At 59.0% G+C, this 17,215-nt stretch carries 14 protein-coding genes and 1 pseudogene; 5 read left to right on the plus strand and 10 right to left on the minus strand.

Annotation, left to right across the window (positions count from 1 at the left end):
* Window positions 1-33 precede the first annotated feature (33 nt).
* Both ACYZT5_RS16145 and ACYZT5_RS16150 read right to left on the minus strand, forming a co-directional pair.
* Window positions 34-963, minus strand: coding sequence for an electron transfer flavoprotein subunit alpha/FixB family protein (locus ACYZT5_RS16145; protein WP_462051957.1), 930 nt, complete (start codon window positions 961-963; stop codon window positions 34-36).
* Window positions 964-965: 2 nt separating this feature from the next.
* On the minus strand, window positions 966-1,715 hold the full coding sequence (locus tag ACYZT5_RS16150) for an electron transfer flavoprotein subunit beta/FixA family protein (RefSeq protein WP_056745417.1): 750 nt from the start codon (window positions 1,713-1,715) through the stop codon (window positions 966-968).
* A gap of 548 nt (window positions 1,716-2,263) precedes the next feature.
* On the opposite strand from ACYZT5_RS16150, the gene ACYZT5_RS16155 reads away from it, so the two are divergent.
* On the plus strand, window positions 2,264-3,928 hold the full coding sequence (locus tag ACYZT5_RS16155; protein WP_462051958.1) for an electron transfer flavoprotein-ubiquinone oxidoreductase: 1,665 nt from the start codon (window positions 2,264-2,266) through the stop codon (window positions 3,926-3,928).
* A 44-nt stretch (window positions 3,929-3,972) separates the two neighbouring features.
* Here ACYZT5_RS16155 and ACYZT5_RS16160 read toward each other — a convergent pair whose 3' ends face one another.
* Together ACYZT5_RS16160 and ACYZT5_RS16165 are read right to left on the minus strand one after the other, a co-directional pair.
* Window positions 3,973-5,304: an IS4 family transposase gene (locus tag ACYZT5_RS16160; protein WP_462050906.1), complete on the minus strand. Its 1,332-nt coding sequence runs from the start codon at window positions 5,302-5,304 to the stop codon at window positions 3,973-3,975.
* Window positions 5,305-5,547: 243 nt separating this feature from the next.
* Window positions 5,548-6,438, minus strand: coding sequence for an AraC family transcriptional regulator (locus tag ACYZT5_RS16165; protein ID WP_462051959.1), 891 nt, complete (start codon window positions 6,436-6,438; stop codon window positions 5,548-5,550).
* Between the two features lie 192 nt (window positions 6,439-6,630).
* Here ACYZT5_RS16165 and ACYZT5_RS16170 point away from each other — a divergent pair, with 192 nt between their 5' ends.
* A complete protein-coding gene (locus ACYZT5_RS16170; RefSeq protein WP_462051960.1) occupies window positions 6,631-7,683 on the plus strand; it encodes an NAD(P)-dependent alcohol dehydrogenase in 1,053 nt (350 codons plus the stop codon).
* On the opposite strand, the gene ACYZT5_RS16175 is transcribed toward ACYZT5_RS16170, so the two are convergent.
* The 6 genes and pseudogenes from ACYZT5_RS16175 to ACYZT5_RS16200 all read right to left on the minus strand — a co-directional run bounded on the left by ACYZT5_RS16175 (window position 7,684) and on the right by ACYZT5_RS16200 (window position 13,571).
* Complete coding sequence (locus ACYZT5_RS16175; RefSeq protein WP_462051961.1) at window positions 7,684-8,487, minus strand: IclR family transcriptional regulator; 804 nt, start codon at window positions 8,485-8,487, stop codon at window positions 7,684-7,686.
* Between the two features lie 60 nt (window positions 8,488-8,547).
* Window positions 8,548-9,858, minus strand: a complete 1,311-nt coding sequence (locus ACYZT5_RS16180; protein ID WP_462051962.1) for an MFS transporter — start codon at window positions 9,856-9,858, stop codon at window positions 8,548-8,550.
* A gap of 196 nt (window positions 9,859-10,054) precedes the next feature.
* Window positions 10,055-11,203: a galactonate dehydratase gene (gene dgoD / locus ACYZT5_RS16185; RefSeq protein ID WP_462051963.1), complete on the minus strand. Its 1,149-nt coding sequence runs from the start codon at window positions 11,201-11,203 to the stop codon at window positions 10,055-10,057.
* Between the two features lie 62 nt (window positions 11,204-11,265).
* Window positions 11,266-11,886: a 2-dehydro-3-deoxy-6-phosphogalactonate aldolase gene (locus tag ACYZT5_RS16190; RefSeq protein WP_462052260.1), complete on the minus strand. Its 621-nt coding sequence runs from the start codon at window positions 11,884-11,886 to the stop codon at window positions 11,266-11,268.
* 36 nt (window positions 11,887-11,922) lie between these two features.
* Window positions 11,923-12,897, minus strand: a pseudogene (locus ACYZT5_RS16195) (2-dehydro-3-deoxygalactonokinase); the annotation flags it as partial.
* A 191-nt stretch (window positions 12,898-13,088) separates the two neighbouring features.
* Entirely contained in the window at window positions 13,089-13,571 is a 483-nt protein-coding gene (locus ACYZT5_RS16200) for a GNAT family N-acetyltransferase (protein WP_462051964.1), read from the minus strand.
* A 221-nt stretch (window positions 13,572-13,792) separates the two neighbouring features.
* Here ACYZT5_RS16200 and ACYZT5_RS16205 point away from each other — a divergent pair, with 221 nt between their 5' ends.
* The 3 genes from ACYZT5_RS16205 to ACYZT5_RS16215 all read left to right on the plus strand — a co-directional run bounded on the left by ACYZT5_RS16205 (window position 13,793) and on the right by ACYZT5_RS16215 (window position 17,146).
* Window positions 13,793-14,851: an IS110 family RNA-guided transposase gene (locus ACYZT5_RS16205; protein ID WP_462052202.1), complete on the plus strand. Its 1,059-nt coding sequence runs from the start codon at window positions 13,793-13,795 to the stop codon at window positions 14,849-14,851.
* Window positions 14,852-15,175: 324 nt separating this feature from the next.
* Window positions 15,176-15,829, plus strand: a complete 654-nt coding sequence (locus ACYZT5_RS16210; RefSeq protein WP_462051965.1) for an HD domain-containing protein — start codon at window positions 15,176-15,178, stop codon at window positions 15,827-15,829.
* Between the two features lie 111 nt (window positions 15,830-15,940).
* Window positions 15,941-17,146: an MFS transporter gene (locus tag ACYZT5_RS16215; protein ID WP_462051966.1), complete on the plus strand. Its 1,206-nt coding sequence runs from the start codon at window positions 15,941-15,943 to the stop codon at window positions 17,144-17,146.
* Window positions 17,147-17,215 lie beyond the last annotated feature (69 nt).

Genomic DNA, 17,215 nt, shown 5'->3' on the forward strand with positions numbered 1-17,215 from the left:
AAGGTCGGGCTCTTTATAAGTCAGGCCGCTGGATTAGACCAGCTTCTCAAACTCAGGGATGGCTTCGAACAGGTCTGCCACCAGGCCGTAATCGGCCACCTGGAAGATCGGCGCTTCTTCGTCCTTGTTGATCGCAACGATCACTTTGGAGTCTTTCATGCCGGCCAGGTGCTGGATCGCGCCGGAGATACCGACCGCGATGTACAGCTGTGGAGCAACGATCTTGCCGGTCTGACCGACCTGCATGTCGTTGGGTACAAAACCTGCGTCGACCGCGGCGCGGGAAGCACCGACGGCAGCGCCCAGCTTGTCGGCCAGGGCGTACAGGTGTTTGAAGTTGTCGCCGTTCTGCATACCGCGACCGCCGGAAACGACGATCTTGGCAGCGGTCAGTTCCGGACGATCGGACTTGGCCAGTTCTTCGCCGACGAAGCTGGAAGTGCCAGCATCGTGAGCAGCCGCAACGGCTTCAACAGCCGCCGAACCACCTTCAGCAGAAACCGGATCGAAACCGGTGGCGCGCACGGTGATCACTTTGACCGCAGCGTTCGATTGAACGGTTGCGATGGCGTTACCGGCGTAGATCGGGCGCTTGAAGGTGTCAGCGCTTTCGACCGAGATGATCTCGGAGATCTGGTCAACGTCCAGCTGAGCGGCAACGCGCGGCAGGATGTTTTTGCCGTTGGAGGTAGCGGCAGCCAGGATGTGGCTGTAGCCAGCGCCCAACTCGGCGACCAGCGGCGCGACGTTTTCCGGCAGTTGGTGAGCGTAGGCGGCGTTATCGGCCACCAGCACTTTCGCCACGCCAGCGATTTTCGCAGCGGCTTCAGCCACGGCGCCAACGCCTTGGCCTGCAACCAGAACGTGGATGTCACCACCGATTTTGGCGGCAGCCGCCACGGTGTTCAGTGTGGCCGGGGCCACGACCTTGTTGTCGTGTTCAGCGATTACCAAGATAGTCATGATTAGATTACCTTCGCTTCGTTTTTCAGTTTCTCGACCAGTTCAGCCACCGACTTGACCTTGATACCCGCGCTGCGTGCAGCTGGCGCTTCGACTTTCACGGTCTTGTTGGTGGAGGCGGTGGAAACGCCCAAAGCGTCCGGAGTCAGCACTTCGAGAGGCTTCTTCTTGGCTTTCATGATGTTTGGCAGGGACGCATAGCGCGGCTCGTTCAAACGCAGGTCGGTGGTGACGATGGCTGGCAGTTTCAGGGAAACCGTCTGCGCGCCGCCGTCGACTTCGCGAGTCACGGCAACGGTGTCGCCGCTGATTTCGACTTTGGACGCGAACGTGCCCTGACCGTAGCCGCTCAATGCTGCGAGCATCTGGCCCGTCTGGTTGTTGTCGCTGTCGATGGCTTGTTTGCCAAGGATCACCAGCTGAGGCTGTTCCTTGTCGACAACCGCTTTCAACAGTTTGGCAACGGCCAGGGAGGTCAGATCTTCGGCGGATTCGACGAGGATGGCGCGGTCGGCACCCAGAGCCAGCGCGGTGCGCAGTTGCTCTTGAGCGGTGGACGGGCCGATGGAGACGACGACGATTTCAGTCGCAACACCTTTCTCTTTCAGGCGTACGGCTTCTTCCACTGCGATTTCGCAGAACGGGTTCATCGACATCTTGACGTTGGCGAGGTCGACGCCGGAATTGTCCGCCTTGACGCGAACCTTGACGTTGTAATCCACAACGCGTTTGACAGCTACAAGAACCTTCATGGATTCCTCGTTACTCTCCGGTGAAAAGAAAGTCGCCTAGGCGAACCTGGCGGTTTGATGCTCATCGGCGCAAGGGCACCTCTAAAAACGCTGGCAAAGGTGTCAAGTGACAAGCGCTCACGATGCAGATGACCGTTCGTCAGTGATGACCGACAAGTCATTCAATATCGCGACGTGTAAACTGCGCAGCAAACTTGCACGGCGCACCACCCTGTACTGCCATCGCCCTGTCTTTAGAGGTGCTCTTGAAACCAACAGTCAGCCTACGGCGAGCGCAAAACCGACCGTATCTTGACCGGAACGCCTATTCCGGTCAATACGGCAAAATGGCCAGTCATAAGCCGCGTGACTTTGATTTCTCTGGCTTTGAGCCGATTCAAACAAACGTTTGTATTGGACGCTAGGAGTGGTGTAGATATAATGCGCCACCTTAGAGAGAAAGGTGGCTCATCGATTGTCCTCTTCCTGCATTGCGCAGGAATTCATGGATGCGACACCAAACCTCCAATTAGAAAAAAAACTGTTGAGCCTTGAGTAGGAGATAACCTGTGGAACGCGAATACATGGAATTCGACGTGGTCATCGTCGGTGCCGGCCCCGCTGGTCTTTCCGCCGCCTGCCGATTGAAGCAGAAGGCCGCCGAAGCCGGTAAGGAAATCAGCGTCTGCGTGGTCGAAAAAGGCTCCGAAGTCGGTGCTCACATTCTCTCCGGGGCGATTTTCGAACCCCGCGCCCTGAACGAATTGTTCCCTGACTGGAAAGAACTCGGCGCACCGCTGAATACACCGGTCACCCGCGATGACATCTTCGTTCTCAAGAACGCCGACAGCGCGCAGAAGATTCCTGACCTCTTTGTGCCCAAGACCATGCACAACGAAGGCAACTACATCATCTCCTTGGGCAACCTGTGCCGATGGCTGGCCCAGCAGGCCGAGAACCTGGGCGTAGAAATCTACCCAGGCTTCGCCGCCCAGGAAGCGCTGTTCGACGACAATGGCGTGGTTCGCGGGATCATCACTGGCGATCTGGGCGTTGACCGCGAAGGTCATCCGAAAGAAGGCCTGTACACCCCAGGCATGGAGCTGCGTGGCAAGTACACGCTGTTCGCCGAAGGTTGCCGCGGCCATATCGGCAAGCAGCTGATCAAGCGCTTCAACCTCGACAGCGATGCCGACGCCCAGCACTACGGCATCGGCCTGAAAGAAATCTGGGAAGTCGATCCGGCCAAACATCAGCCAGGCCTGGTGGTCCACACCGCCGGTTGGCCGCTGGACATCATGGGCACCGAGAACACCGGCGGCTCGTTCCTCTATCACCTGGAAAACAACCAGGTCGTAGTGGGGCTGATCGTCGACCTGTCCTATAGCAACACTTTCCTGTCGCCATTCGACGAGTTCCAGCGCCTCAAGCATCACCCGGTGCTCAAGCAGTACCTGGAAGGCGGCAAGCGCATCAGCTACGGCGCACGCGCCATCAGCAAGGGCGGCCTGAACTCGCTGCCGAAAATGGTCTTCAAGGGCGGCGCGCTGATCGGTTGCGACCTCGGCACCCTGAACTTCGCCAAGATCAAAGGCAGCCACACCGCGATGAAGTCCGGCATGCTCGCCGCCGAATCCGTAGCCGAGGCGCTGTTTGCTGAAAAAGACGGCACCGAAGAGCTGACCACCTACGTCGACGCCTTCAAGAAAAGCTGGCTCTACGACGAACTGTTCGCCAGCCGCAACTTCGGCCCGGCGATCCACAAGTTCGGCGCCATCGTCGGCGGCGGTTTCAACTGGCTCGACCAGAACATCTTCGGCGGCAAACTGCCGTTCACCCTGCACGATAACAAGCCGGATTACGCTTGCCTGAAACTGGCGGCCGATTGCAAGAAGATCGACTACCCGAAACCGGACGGCAAGATCAGCTTCGACAAACTCAGCTCGGTGTTCATCTCTGGTACCAACCATGAAGAAGAACAGCCGTGCCACCTGAAACTGACCGACCCGAGCATCCCGATCGCCAAGAACCTGCCCCTGTACGATGAGCCTGCCCAGCGTTACTGCCCGGCCGGCGTGTACGAAGTAGTGACCAAGGAAGACGGCGAGAAGCGCTTCCAGATCAACGCCCAGAACTGCGTTCACTGCAAGACCTGCGACATCAAGGACCCTGCACAGAACATCACTTGGGTGGCGCCGGAAGGCTCTGGCGGCCCGACTTATCCGAACATGTAAGTCGAACGGCTGAACATCAAGGCTCCCGAATGGGGTAATGCCAGTCAGTTAAGCTGACTGGCATTTTTATTTTTGATCGGATACTTCGGGGATTTGAGCCTAATAGCCCGAGGATAAATGCGTTCCTCCCGCCGATGAGGCAGGACGTAATGCATGGCTGAGGCATGAAGCTCGGCCAGGTACTTGGGGATGTTCCCGGAACGGTCGGCGGAGACGCTGTTGATAAACCCGAGAATCGCCCAGGTGCACGCGCTAAAGCTCATTTCGCATGGGTAAATTCCTGGACAGTGACGACTCATTTCCACCATCTGATAGCGCAACAAGTTGTAGCCCAGCAGTACTCCCCACAGCTCCTGCTCGATCATCTCCGGCGTCTTGCTGCGCAGCGTGTAACTGCTGTTGAGCAAAGTCTGTTTCATCTCCCGAAATCCTAATTCGATCTCCCATCGCTGGCTGTACAGGTCGACGATTTCGTCGGGCGGAAAGCGCAGCGGATCGGCCATCGACGTCAGGATCTGACACACCTTGCCCTTGACCGTTTTGCTCAGGAGCCGCGCGGTCAGGCGCTCCGGCAGCCCCGGCCATTGCTTGCGGGCCTGCGGCGAAGTGCTTAATGAGACAACCGCATCCTGGCGCCCCAAACGCTGAAGCACTTCGTACTGCGAGCCTTTTTTCAGCGGCATCAGCCAGTGACGCTCGATCCCTGCCTGCTGCCATTGATGCAGTAAACCTAACGAATAAAAACCACGATCAAACAGCGTCAGCGAGTGATCAGGGGTGGTTTCGATCAACTGCTCCGCCAGTTTCATCTCGTTGCTGCGATAGCCGTCAAACGCACTGCCGATGAGCAAATGGCTGGTCAACTCCATTTGGCAGACCATGCGTACCTGAGGAAAACCGGTGTCGCCATGCTGGTTGCTGGCGGAGTCGTAACGCGCACGGTTTTCCAGCGTATCGGGCGTTCGCCAGACAACGCCATCGACCCCCAGTAAACGCAAACCGGCCCAAGTTGGATGAGAGGCCGCTTCATGCCAACTTTTCTGAGTCAGATGGAAGACTTGTCGTACAGCCTCGCTGCCCAATCTCTGACGGGCTTGAACCACGGCGCTGGGTGCCACCAGCGGGCGCTGGCCCGGCAGCATGATATTCATGCGGCTGACCACATCCCACGCCGACATGCGCCGAAAGAACGCCATGGAGATCACGCACCAAAGCATCATTTCCAACGGCAAGCGCCGCTTGCGCAGGGTCGCTACGCCTGCCTGTTCAAGTGCTTGCTCGACCAAAGAAGGGTCGAGCAAGGAGTCCAATCCCTCGATTGAGTTTGGAGTGGAGACGATGGTGTGGGTCAGTTCCAGTGCCCGAGCGAGACGCATAAAAAAATCCGATGCCAGTACAGGCATCGGATTTTGATTTCTTGCGGCCAAAGGTCAAGCGAAAGGGCTTAACTGATCGGCATTACCCGAATGGGGGCCTTTTTGTTGCCTGGAATTTATGAAACACCAAATACCAATGTGGGAGCGAGCCTGCTCGCGAATGCGGTGTATCAATCAATATCAATGCTGAATGATCGACCGCTTTCGCGAGCAGGCTCGCTCCCACAGGGGATCAATGGTGTATCAAGCAGCGCGTTCATCTCCCGGACTACGCTCGAAGTAGCGCTTGTACTCGCGACTGAACTGCGACGTACTCTGATACCCCACCCGATGCGCCACTTGCGCCACACCCAAACCTTCGGCGAGCAACAACTGCTGGGCCTTGAGCAAGCGCAAACGCTTCAAATACTGCACCGGCGACAACAACGTGCTGCGCTTGAAATGCTCATGAAACGTCGACGCGCTCATGTTCGCGCAACTGGCCAGCGTCTCGACGTTCAACGGCTCGGTGTAATGCGCATGCAAATGGCTGAGCGATGCTGCGATCCGGGCGAACTGTCCCTGTTGTTCCACCAGCGCCCGCAGCACATCGGCTTGCGGTCCACGCAACGCGACGAACAGCAACTCACGCAATCGCGCCTGCGCCATGATCTGGCATTCCAGCGGATCGTGCAGGCAACGCAACAGCCGCTCTACACAACCGCGCATGTCATTGTCGAGCACAGCCGAGGTCATCGACTCCGGCGTCTGCGCAGGAATATTGCGCCCCGGCGCCAGCCCCATGGCTAACACCAACTCGCCGAGCAGTACCCGGTCAATGGCGATGGAAATCCCTAGCATTGGCCCATCCGGTGCCGAAAAAGTTTCGCACTCAAAAGGTACCGGCAATGCCTGAATCAGATAATGCCCGGCACCATATTCCAGGGTACGCGGCCCGAGGTACGCCAGTTTGCTGCCCTGCGCGATGATGACCAGGCTCGGCTCGTAAATCTGCGGACCACGGGCCACGTCGCAACTGGCCCGCAAAACTTGCACCCCCGGCAATGCCGTAGGGGCGAAACCGTCGCGGATCGCCAGTGGCTCAATCAGCGAAACCAGGGTGGCATTGGCATCGAGATGACGGGTCAACAACATGGAGAGCTCTTCACAGAAAAAGTCGCGGAAAAAGGGATGAAAGGATCATCGCAGGTCTGATCGCCCATTTGACCAATCAAAGAAACAAGCCGGAGGATTAGGCATGACACCCGGAGGAATCGCCATGGCCGGTGACAGGTGCGGCGCCCAGAATGTGCCACCTCATCTGTCACAGCTTTTGCGAGGTTCATCATGTACACCGCTATCGGATACGCCGCCCAGTCGGCCACCACTCCCCTCGCCCCCGTGAAATTCGAACGCCGCAGCCCTCGGGCCGACGACGTGGCGATCGATATTCTCTACTGCGGCGTCTGCCATTCCGACATCCATCAGGCACGCAACGAGTGGGGCATTGCCGTTTACCCACTGATGCCTGGCCACGAGATCGTAGGCAAAGTTACCGCCGTCGGTGCGAACGTCACCCAGCATAAGGTCGGCGATCTGGTCGGCGTCGGCTGCATGGTTGACTCCTGCCGCAGCTGCGAAGCCTGCCAGTCGAACCTTGAGCAATACTGCCTCGAAGGTCCGACCATGACGTACGCCACCCCGGACCGGGTTGATGGCAGCAACACCATGGGTGGCTATTCCGACAGCATCGTGGTCAGCGAGCACTTCGTGGTGCGCATCCCCGAGAAACTCGACCTGGCCAGCGCCGCGCCAATTCTATGCGCCGGTATCACCACTTACTCGCCGCTCAAACACTACGGCGTGAAGGCTGGCGACAAGGTCGGGATTCTCGGCATGGGCGGCCTCGGCCACATGGGTATCAAGTTCGCCAAGGCCATGGGTGCGGAAGTGACGTTGTTTACCCGCTCGGCGAGCAAGGCTGAAGAAGGTCGTCGCCAAGGTGCGGACCACGTGATTGTGTCCACCGATGCCGATCAGATGAAGGCTGCGGCCGGCTATTTCGACTTCCTGCTGGACACCATTCCGGTGCAGCACGACCTCAATCCCTACCTCGATACGCTGCGTTTCGACGGCGTGCACATTCTGGTCGGGCTGATCGAGCCGGTCGATCCACCGGTCCACGCTGGCAAACTGGTGATGAGCCGTCGCGTATTGGCCGGCTCGCTGATCGGCGGCATCGCCGAAACCCAGGAGGTGCTGGATTTCTGCGCCGAGCACAACATCACCTGCGACATCGAAATGCTCGACATTCGCCAGATCAACGAGGCTTACGCCCGCATGATTGCAGGTGATGTGAAGTACCGCTTTGTGATCGACATGGCGACACTGAAGGTCTGATCAGACCTTGGCGCCAAGCTCCGCCGACAGCCGGGCTGTGACCCCTTTGATCAGGGGAATCAGCTCGGCCATTTTCTCCAGCGGCATATACGGCACGGTGCTGGCGATGCTGATGCCGGCAACGATGCGTTTGCTGGCATCGCGGATCGGCGCTGCCACGCAGCGGATCGACGGTTCATTGTCTTCCAGATCGAAGGCATAACCGCCCGTCACATACTCGACCATGCGCTGCTGAAACTGCTCCCAGGACTGCTCCGGGTGCTGCGGCCAGAACTGATTTTTCCCACCGGCCGGCAAGCTGACTTCGTACAACCGCTGCCATTCTTCCTGCGTGTCATCGAGCATCAGCGCCTTGCCGATCCCGGTACGCGCCAACGGCATGCGATGGCCGACCCGCGAACGCATTTCCGGGCCATTGCGCCCCGGATTCTTGTGCAGGTACAGCACCTCGTCGCCTTCACGAATCGCCAAATGAATGGTGTCGCCCGTCAACGCCGACAACTCATCCAGATACGGCCCGGCCAGGGTCACCAGCGGCAGCTCTTCGCGCGCCTGGAAACCCAGCTCGATCAGTTTCGGCCCCAACAGATAACCGACTTGCGGCACCACGCGCAGGTAACGCTCGTCCACCAGGCAACTGGCCAAACGATGGGTGGTGCTGCGTGTCGTGCCAATCAGCCGGGCGATTTCCTTGAGATCGCGGGCGCCACTGGCCACGGCCTGAACCACACCCAAACCACGAAGCAGTGTCTGGGTGCCGGTCGGTGCGGCGTCCTTGGCGATTTTTGGGGCGTCTTCCTGCATATCCAGCCTTTACCGTTGAGCGAGTGAACGGGCGGCATTATGGTCGCCCGACGGCTGCGACTACAACTTGATACGCTCGACCTTGCCTACCAGCAAGATGTAGGAAAGCGCACCAATCAACGCCAGAACCGAGATGTAGGTGATCGCCGGGGCAAACGAATCACCGGTGGCGAGAAAACCGATGACGATCGGCGTGGTAATCGCCGACAGGTTGCCGATGAAGTTGAACACCCCGCCGGTCAGTCCCAGCAATCGCGCCGGAGCCAGCGTTGAAACCAGCGACCAGGTGATCGAAGCCAGCCCGTTGCCGAAGAACGCCAACGCGAGGAAGGCAATCACCAGCGGTGTCGACTCGACGAAGTTGGCGCCGATGATCGAGGTGGAAATCAGCAGGCCGCCAATGATCGGCAACTTGCGGGCGAAACCCACTGTGTAACCGCGGCGGATCAGCCAGTCGGAAAAGAACCCCGAACACAGCACACCGACGAAGGCTGCGAGAAACGGCAGCGACGCCAACAGGCCGGACTTGATGAAGTCCATGCCGCGATATTTCACCAGGTAGGTCGGGAACCACGTCAGAAAAAACCACAAGGTTGAGTTGAGGCAAAACTGACCGAGGTAGATGCCCCACAATTTGCGTTTGGTCAGAACGATACCGAGATCGGTCCAGCTGAATTTGGCTTTGACTTTGGCTTGTTCAGCCTGGATATCCACCAGCCCGCCACCCTCGCGGATCAGGTCGATTTCGGCGTCATTGGCGCCTTTGAAATCCCGTGGCTCGCGGTACACCGCGTACCAGATCACCGCCCAGAGAATACCCACCACACCGGTGCTGACAAACACCATGTGCCAGCCATATTGATGCTGCAGCCAAGCCAATACCGGCGTCAGGAACGCCAGACCGACGAATTGCCCGGAGGTGTAAAAACCGATGGCTGTGGCACGCTCGCGCTCGGGAAACCAGGTGGTGACCACACGGCTGTTGATCGGGTACGCCGGTGCTTCCAGTGCGCCGACCGCCATGCGCAACACGAACAGTGCGATGAAGCTGGCCGCGAAGCCGAGCATGACGGTGGCGATCGACCATAACAGCAGCGCGACGCTATAAAGAATCCGCGGCGGGACGCGATCCACCAGCCAGCCGCCGGGGATTTGCATGGCGGCGTAAGTCCAGCCGAATGCGGAGAAAATCAGACCGACATGAATCGGATCGATGCCCAATTCGCTGGTCAGCGCCGGAGCGGCGATGGACAGGTTGCTGCGGTCCAGGTAGTTGATCACCACGGTGATAAACAGCAGGACCATGATGAAAAAACGCTTGCGGCTGGGCGACACCAACGACGCCTGCCCGGTGAGGGTTTGCGGTTGCATGGGGAATGCCTCTTCTTATGTTTATTGAGGTCGATATGAAACTGGAATGATGCAGATCTCCCTGTCCATGGAGATCAAACTGTGGGAGCCAGCCTGCTGGCGATCGCGGTGTGTCAGTCACCATAAATGCTGGATGTGCCGACCAAATCGCCAGCAGGCTGGCTCCCACAGGGATTTGCGGTGGGTCAGGGAGAACTCACCACTCGGCAAAGCTGCCATCGGCATGGCGCCAGATCGGGTTGCGCCAGCGGTGGCCGACCGTCGCGCGTTCGATGACGTATTCCTCGTTGATCTCGATCCCCAGGCCCGGGCCGTTGGGGATTTTCACGAAGCCTTTGTCGTAGTCGAACACCCGCGGATCCTTGACGTAATCCAGCAGGTCATTGCTCTCGTTGTAGTGGATGCCCAGGCTCTGTTCCTGGATGAACGCGTTGTAGCAAACCGCATCCAGTTGCAGGCACGCCGCCAACGCAATCGGGCCCAACGGGCAATGCAGCGCCAGCGCCACGTCATAGGCTTCGGCCATGTTGGCGATCTTGCGGGTTTCGGTGATACCGCCGGCGTGGGAAGCATCCGGCTGAATGATGTCGACGTAACCTTCGCTGAGCACACGCTTGAAATCCCAACGCGAGAACAGCCGCTCGCCGAGGGCAATCGGTGTGCTGGTCAGCGGCGCGAGTTCCTTCAGCGCTTCGTAGTTTTCGCTGAGCACCGGCTCTTCGATGAACATCAGTTTGTACGGGTCGAGTTCCTTCATCAGCACCTTGGCCATGGGCTTGTGCACCCGGCCATGGAAGTCCATGCCGATGCCGACGTTCGGGCCCACCGCGTCACGCACGGCGGCGACGTTGGCCAGGGCCAGGTCGACTTTCTCGAAGGAATCGAGGAATTGCAGTTCTTCGGTGCCGTTCATTTTCACCGCAGTGAAACCACGTTCGACGGCCTCTTTCGCAGCGCGAGCGGTGTCCGCCGGCCGGTCGCCGCCGATCCACGAATAGACGCGAATCTTGTCCCGCACTTGGCCGCCCAGCAAGTCGCTGACCGATACACCCAAGGCCTTGCCCTTGATGTCCCACAGTGCCTGATCGATACCGGCCAACGCGCTCATGTGGATTGCGCCACCCCGGTAGAAGCCGCCGCGGTAGAGCACGGTCCAGATGTCTTCAATGTTGCGTGGGTCTTTGCCGATCAGGTAGTCGGACAATTCTTCAACGGCGGCGGCAACCGTGTGCGCGCGACCTTCGACCACGGGTTCGCCCCAGCCGGTCACGCCCTCGTCGGTTTCAACCTTGAGGAAGCACCAGCGCGGCGGAACGATGAAGGTGGTCAGTTTGGTGATTTTCATCTTTTGCTCTCTTTTTATAAGTGCAGCTCTTATAGATGCAGCGCTCGCGGCGCCAAAAAGTCTTAGCGAAGGGCTTTCCAGGCAGCCACGTAAGCCTTGGCGTTTACGGCCACTTCCTCAGGTGTCATGCCCGGTTTGAACAACCCGGAACCGAGGCCGAATCCTTTGACCCCTGCGTCGATAAACACCTGCATGTTGTCCGGCGTGACCCCGCCGACCGGTGCCAGAATCGTTCCCGCAGGCAGCACCGCGAGCCAGGCTTTGACGACTGCCGGGCCCATCTGCTCGGCCGGGAACATCTTCAGCACGTCCGCCCCTTCGGCCAATGCAGCAAAGGCTTCAGTCGGCGTCGCCACACCCGGCGACAGGAACAACCCCGCCGCTTTCGCTGCACGCAACACCTTGGCATCGCTGTGAGGCATGACGATCACTTGGCCCCCCGCTGCTTTCACCTGTTCGACCTGTTCCGGCGTCAACACCGTGCCCGCGCCGATCAGGCAATCGGCGGGCAAGGTACTGCGCAGGATGCGGATACTTTCGTACGGCTCAGGGGAATTAAGCGGCACTTCGATGACGCGAAATCCGGCGGCGTAAAGGACTTCGCCGATGGCTGCCGCTTCTTGCGGGCGCAGGCCACGCAAAATCGCGATCAGACCGTTTTGCGCCAATGCTTGCTTGAGCATGTCAGACCTCCAGTCAGGTTTAACGGGATGAGTGTGTGTGATCAGTCCGGCGGCAACCGCCAACTGCCACAAGCCGCGTTCGGTGGCTTGTTCGGCCAGGGTCACCCGGGCAAAACCGCAAGCGTCGAGAGCCCGGCTGTAGCGGACACAGAGTTGGGAATTACCGATGAGGATGATCGAAGGCAGATGAACGCTGTTGCGTCGGCGTCGCTGAACACTCGCCAACGCTGACAGTTCATGGCCGATCAACAGACCGGACAAGTAATCCGGTTGGGCGGTGGCGCTGAGTTCGCCAGTCAACCCGAGGCTGCGGGCACTGAACAATGTCGACAACGGCCCGATCTCGCCATCCGCCGACAGGGCCACTTGCACACCACGATCAAAGGCTTGGCCATCGAAGGACGCGCCCTTTTGCTGGGTGCGCCCCAGAATGCTGTGTTCGCTGAGCACGGCGAAGACTTCGCCGGTCATGAAGGTATCGAAATGCACGATGCAGCCGTCGGCCACTTCCACCCATTTCGAGTGACTGCCCGGCAGGCCGATCAACAGATCGTTGCCCGCCTCACCCGTTAGATTGTGCAGAACGCCAAGCACCTGGGTTTCTTCACCGCGCATCACGTTCGGCAGGCGCGAACGCTGAATCACGCCCGGCACGATGTGCACATTGACACCGCGAAGACTGCGAACCGTTTGTAGGGAAGTTCCGAGATTGGCGACGTTCGCCGGCGTATCGCGGTAAGCCGCTTCACACCAGCCTTGTGCGCTGCCGACCATGCCGCAAGCAATCACCGGCAAGTCGGGCTGCGCGTCGAGCCAGTCACCGCAGGCCTCATCGAAGGCCAGCTCAAAACCGTCGGTACATGCCTGACCCGCAATCATTCGCGGCGTCCTGGGCAGCTGCATGATGCCCGACGACAGCGAACGCTGTTCGAGCACCTGGCCACCCGCGGCGAGTTTGTAAGCACGTAATGAGGTTGTCCCCCAATCGAGCGCGATCAATTGCGCCAGCATCGATTCACCTGTTTTGTTTATTGGCAGTGAGTGAGCTGGACTATAAACCCTGACGCATAGAAATCTCAATATATAAATATACATCCCATATATTGAGATAAAGACAAAAAAAGATCGCAGCTTTCGGCGGCTCCTACAAATCAAGGTAGAAGCTGCCAAAGGCTGCGATCTTTAAAGGATGTCGCGTGCGATCAATGGCCCGCTGCAAACTCCCGCAACACAGCCCCATCCATCCGATACCGAACCCACTCTTCCTGCGGCTGAGCCCCCAAGGATTTGTAGAACTCGATCGCCGGTTTGTTCCAGTCCAGCACGCTCCACTCGAATCGGCCGCAATCATTGGCGCAGGCGACTTTTGCTAAATGGCGCAACAAGGTTTTGCCGGCACCGCCGCCGCGTTGTTCGGGGGTGATGTAGAGGTCTTCGAGGTACAGGCAGTTGCTGCCCAGCCACGTGGAATAACTGAAGAAGAACACCGCGAAGCCGATCGGCAAGCCGTCGCGCAGGCAGATCAGGCCGTGAGCGGTGGCGCCTTCGCTGAACAGGCTGCGTTCGATGTCGGCGACGCTGGCGATGACTTCGTGGCGGGCACGTTCGTAGTCGGCCAGTTCGGTGATGAACCCGAGGATTTGCGGTGCATCGCTCGGGGTCGCCGGGCGGATCTCGATCGTCATGGACGTGCCTTCGTCAAAAGTGGAAAACGCCATACTAAGTCGGCGAGCGGCGCTCGTCACACTGGAAATTCAAAGCTGATCCATGGAGCATGTGTAATTGGATGGACTCGCCCAAGCCGAGGCGTCAATGCGCCACGATGGCAGTCTAAACAGCCAACGACAGCGAGGGCGAGTCCATGAAAAAGCATACTTCGATTGATCAATCCCTGTCTTCTTCCGATTTGTCGGCCTGCACAACCGTGGCGGTCGATCTGGCCAAGCAGGTCTTTCAGGTCGCCGGTGAAGACGTCCTCGGCCAGGTGCACTACGAGCAACGGATCAAGTCGCGCGAGGCGTTTTATGAGTTTCTACGCCAGTTGCCGCCTCATGTCGTGGTTCTGATGGAGACCGGTCCGGGTGCTCAAGCCTGGGCCCGGCAGCTGCAAGACCAAGGCAATCTGGCGCGGATTCTTCCAGCCGGTTTGGTGGCCACACATCGCAGCGGGCCTAAAAATGATCGCAACGATGCGCTGGCGATTCTGCGGGCTGGTCGCGATGAAAAGATCTACGCAGTGCCGGTCAAAAGCGTTGCGGCGCTGGCAATGCAGGCGTTGCATCGCGCCCGCCAAGGCTATGTGCGTCGACGCACGGCGGTGAGTAATCAGATGCGCGGCCTGCTGCTCGAGCATGGCGTGGCCTTGGCGCAGGGCGATGTTGCGATCAGCCAGAAAATTCCGCGGGTACTGGAAGATGCCACCCAGCCGGTGCCGGGCCTGCTGCGTGAACTGATCGACGAACTGTTGGCCGAGTGGCGCCATTTGGGCGAACGCATCAGCGTGCTGACGGGGCGCCTGGAAGTGGCCGCCAACGCCGACATGACGGCGAAGCGACTGATGACTGTGCGCGGCATCGGCCCAGTCACTGCCACGGCACTGGTGGCCAAGGAAACCAAGCCTGAGCGATTTCCCAATGCCCGCAAGTTTGCCGCGTACTTTGGCATGGTGCCTGACCAGCACAGCAGCGGGCAGACGGTCCGGCTGGGGGACATGACCAAGCGCGGCGATGTTTATTTACGCAGCCTGATGATCCAGGGAGCCCATGCGGTACTGCAACAACTACGACCTGATTCCCAGCAACCCGATGACCGCCGCTTGTTGCGCTGGATGAGCCGACTGGGCCGTAAGGAGGCTGCGGTCAGGTTAGCCAACCGCAACCTGCGAATCGTCTGGGTGCTTCTACAGAATGACCAGACTTATCGTCGCCAGGCTGGTGATGGCCAGCAAGCGACGATGAGCCACTGAGCGACAGAGTTCTGCCACCGAGGTACTAACTGTCCGGCCCTTTGCTGAAAAAAAATTGACCCCAGGTAAGACCGGCGTGGATTGATGCCTTAGCTGCTACTGGCCTTCGAGGCCTGACTGTAATCGGCAAACCACGAGCTCTTCCAATTTTGGCCAGAAGCCGAAGACGGCTTCCTCGAATAGGCCTAATACATAGATGCAACGGGGCGGCGGTTTTTCAAAAGCGGGTAGACAGTGAGGGCGAGTCCATACATAGCAGCTGGCGAAGCCTGCTGCTACAGGGCTATGTCGTTGCAAAAGACGTTTTCACTTAACAGGATGTTTATGAACACTGATGCTTTCGCGCCACTGCAACTCCTCGCTGCGCAACTGCTACCCCACGCGCTGGAGCCGTCGGAAGATGGCGCTCATGATCTGTCGCACTTGCAGCGGGTCTGGCACAACGTGCGATCACTCCACGCTGAAGAAGGTGGGGATCTTGAGGTGCTGCTGGCGGCGGTGCTTTTGCATGATTGCGTGGCGGTAGAGAAGAACTCGCCGTTGCGTTCTCAGGCGTCGCGGCTGGCCGCCGTGAAGGCATCAAAAGTGTTGGCGGACATGGCCTGGCCAGGCGTAAAAGTCAGCGCTGTTGCCCATGCCATCGAAGCGCACAGTTTTTCCGCCAACATCGCGCCGACAACGCTCGAAGCCAAAATCATGCAGGACGCCGACCGCCTCGACTCTCTCGGCATGCTCGGTGTGGCGCGGACCTTTTACATCGCCGGACGTATGGGCAGCGCGTTGTACGACCCACAGGATCCCGAGGCGAAGGCACGGGAATACGATGACAAACGTTTTTGCCTTGACCACTTCCAGACCAAACTGCTGCACTTGGCGGACGGATTCCAGACGACCACCGGCCAACGTTTGGCGCAGATTCGCCACGAACGGTTGAAGGGCTTCATGGTGTTGTTCAAGGAAGAAATCGGCGCCTGCTGAAGCTTTACTCCGGCCAGCGCTAACCCTGAAATCGATAACCTCAGACCTAACATCGATGCCTTGCGTGATAGATAGATGAAGCTCTCTTCTATCGGGTCAAGGAACCGCGTCATGTCTAGCGCAACACCCCCAGTCTCCAGCAGGTTGTTCGGCCTGTTTTGCCTCGCCAGCTATTTGCTGTCGCTGTCCTACGGCTCGACTTTTTTGCTGTCGCTGTTGATCGGTTCCCGCGGCGGCAACGAGCACGATGCCGGCAGTGTGATTTCGGCGGCGATGCTCAGCACCTTTGTCGCGGTCATCGTCTCCGGACACTTGTCCGATTTGCTCGGCGCCGCTCGATCAATTGCCCTGTTCGGCGTCTTGCTGGTGGCCGCCAGCCTGGGCTTCGCCCTGACGCCAGGCTTCGGCAATCTGCTGTTGTTTTTCGGGCTCTTGCTGGGGCTGGGTTGGGGCGTGTTCTACACCTTGGGGCCGATCATCGTGGCGAGTCTGGTAACGCCTGCCCAACGCGCGAAATACTTTGCGCTGCTGTCGGGCAGCATGATGACCGGGATCGGCAGCGGTCCATTACTGGGGCGCGCCGCGAGCGCCCTCGGGTATCCGATCACCGCGGCGTTTTACCTGGCGGCGCTGGCCAGCCTGATGGGCGTGTTGCTGTTCTGGCGGCTGGATTCGCAGCTCAAGAAGGCACCCGCCCACTCGGCAACGGTGTCACGAATTTCCTGGCGTGCAGCGGCGCAAGTGCTGTCGTCCAGAGCGGTGTTCCCGATCATCATGGTTGGCCTCGGTGGTTGCGTATTCGGCGGTCTGTCGAGTTTTCAAACCAGCTACGCGGCGGCGCGCTCACTCGACTATTCACTGTTCTTCCTCGGCTTCATGAGCGCAGCGATCAGCAGCCGAATGCTGATCGCCAGCTTCGTGGTCAAGCGCGACCCATTCTGGGCGTCCTGCCTGCTGTCGGGCTTGATGATGGGCTCGATCCTGATGTTCGGTTTTGTCGTCGACGACAGGTTCAGCTACGTGCTGGCGGCAGTGATGCTCGGGGTCGGTTACGGGCTGACCTATTCGGTGATCAATGGCCTGGCGGCCAACGAGGCGCCAAATGGCACCACCGCGCAATCCTTGCTGCTGTTCAGCTTGTCCTACTTCATCGGTGTGTTCGGCTTTCCGTTGCTGGCCGGAAAAATCATCGTCGAACAAGGGATGTCAGCGCTGCTGCTCACGGTACTGGCAGTGGCCCTGCTGAACTGGCTGATCAGCGTCGGCCGGCTGGTCTGGCGCCGCGCCGTTATCAGCAAAGCGCTGCAGCAGGCCTAGACCGTTCGTCGTTCATCAGGCACCAATCCAAATCGGGGGCAGACCAACATCAGGTAAGGACACTCATTA

Source organism: Pseudomonas sp. LB3P14 (genome assembly GCF_054898045.1).

What these genes read in the sequence shown, in the direction of transcription:
- ACYZT5_RS16190 (WP_462052260.1), bottom strand. Translation starts at nt 11,886, where the DNA reads ATGCTCAAGCAAGCATTGGCGCAAAACGGTCTGATCGCGATTTTGCGT.
- ACYZT5_RS16160 (WP_462050906.1), bottom strand. Translation starts at nt 5,304, where the DNA reads ATGCGTCTCGCTCGGGCACTGGAACTGACCCACACCATCGTCTCCACT.
- ACYZT5_RS16150 (WP_056745417.1), bottom strand. Translation starts at nt 1,715, where the DNA reads ATGAAGGTTCTTGTAGCTGTCAAACGCGTTGTGGATTACAACGTCAAG.
- dgoD (WP_462051963.1), bottom strand. Translation starts at nt 11,203, where the DNA reads ATGAAAATCACCAAACTGACCACCTTCATCGTTCCGCCGCGCTGGTGC.
- ACYZT5_RS16175 (WP_462051961.1), bottom strand. Translation starts at nt 8,487, where the DNA reads ATGCAGGAAGACGCCCCAAAAATCGCCAAGGACGCCGCACCGACCGGC.
- ACYZT5_RS16165 (WP_462051959.1), bottom strand. Translation starts at nt 6,438, where the DNA reads ATGTTGTTGACCCGTCATCTCGATGCCAATGCCACCCTGGTTTCGCTG.
- ACYZT5_RS16180 (WP_462051962.1), bottom strand. Translation starts at nt 9,858, where the DNA reads ATGCAACCGCAAACCCTCACCGGGCAGGCGTCGTTGGTGTCGCCCAGC.
- ACYZT5_RS16215 (WP_462051966.1), top strand. Translation starts at nt 15,941, where the DNA reads ATGTCTAGCGCAACACCCCCAGTCTCCAGCAGGTTGTTCGGCCTGTTT.
- ACYZT5_RS16170 (WP_462051960.1), top strand. Translation starts at nt 6,631, where the DNA reads ATGTACACCGCTATCGGATACGCCGCCCAGTCGGCCACCACTCCCCTC.
- ACYZT5_RS16200 (WP_462051964.1), bottom strand. Translation starts at nt 13,571, where the DNA reads ATGACGATCGAGATCCGCCCGGCGACCCCGAGCGATGCACCGCAAATC.
- ACYZT5_RS16145 (WP_462051957.1), bottom strand. Translation starts at nt 963, where the DNA reads ATGACTATCTTGGTAATCGCTGAACACGACAACAAGGTCGTGGCCCCG.
- ACYZT5_RS16210 (WP_462051965.1), top strand. Translation starts at nt 15,176, where the DNA reads ATGAACACTGATGCTTTCGCGCCACTGCAACTCCTCGCTGCGCAACTG.